Raw genomic sequence first — 1,120 nt, 5'->3', positions numbered from 1 at the left:
CGCTACAACGCCGGCAACGAACTGGTCGAGCAGCGCGAATTCGGCGACGATGCCTCCCTTGCCGCCAAACTGATGGCGCAGCTGGGCGGACAACCCGTCCCCAAAAAAGACGCTGCCTCGCTTTCAGACGGCCTTGACGGCCAAGCCCCGCTGCGGACTACCGAGTTCAAACGCGATATATTGGGACGCTTAATCCATACCCTCGCCCGCAACAACGACAAGGTTCAGGAAACCGTTTACCAATACGACCTGGACGGCAACCTCGTCCGTGCCGCCAACAGCCACAGCATTACCTGCTTCGACTACAACGGCAACGGCCAAATCATCGGCCAGCACCAATGGAGGGTACCGGCTAAGGAAGAGAACGCACAAAACGGTTTGCCCGAAACCGACTGGCGCGATGCGCAGTACGACATGCTGTACCTGCCCGTTACCGAAAGCATCCGCTACCACTACGACTTCAACGGCAACCGTACCGCCACCGTCCTGCCCGACGGCAGACAAATCAACTACCTGTATTACGGCAGCGGCCACCTGCACCAAATCAGCCTCGACGACGAAGTCATCTCCGACATCGAACGCGATAAGCTGCACCGTGAAATCTACCGCACCCAGGGTAAGCTTGCCAGCCGTTACGAACTCGATCCCTTAGGCCGTCTGAAAAGGCAAATTGCCGCACTCAACGAGCTGACGCAGACCGAAACAGCTAAAAATGCAGTAACATCGGCTTATGCCGTCAAACGCAGCTACGGCTACAACCGTACCGGCAACCTGACCCACAGTACCGACCAACGGACGGGCACGACCCATTTCGAATACGACAAACTGGGCCGGATTACCAAAGCGGGTAATGAAGTGTTCGCTTTCGACCCCGCGCACAATATCCTGTCCGATCTCAACAGCCTTACCGTCCCCGACAACCGCCTGAAAACCTATAACGGCACGACCTATTACTACGACGAGCTCGGCAACCTGATCCACCGCGAACTGGCCGACGGCGAAGTACAGAACTATTTCTACGACCTGCACGACCAGCTGGTTAAAGCCGAAATCTTCAAAAAAGACGGCACGAAAGAGACTTGGGCCTACACCTACGACGCCTTGGGCAGAAGGATAGGCA

1 pseudogene is annotated in these 1,120 nt (G+C 56.5%); it reads left to right on the top strand.

Features of this window, described 5'->3' with window-relative positions:
• Positions 1 to 72: 72 nt before the first annotated feature.
• A pseudogene (locus HMPREF2871_RS07425) lies at positions 73 to 1,120 on the top strand (RHS repeat protein); the annotation flags it as partial.

This window comes from Neisseria sp. HMSC067G12 (genome assembly GCF_001812725.1).
Lineage (GTDB): Bacteria > Pseudomonadota > Gammaproteobacteria > Burkholderiales > Neisseriaceae > Neisseria > Neisseria perflava.
Note: the sequence above shows the minus strand (reverse complement) of the source record. Positions and strands in the feature narration are given on the sequence as shown.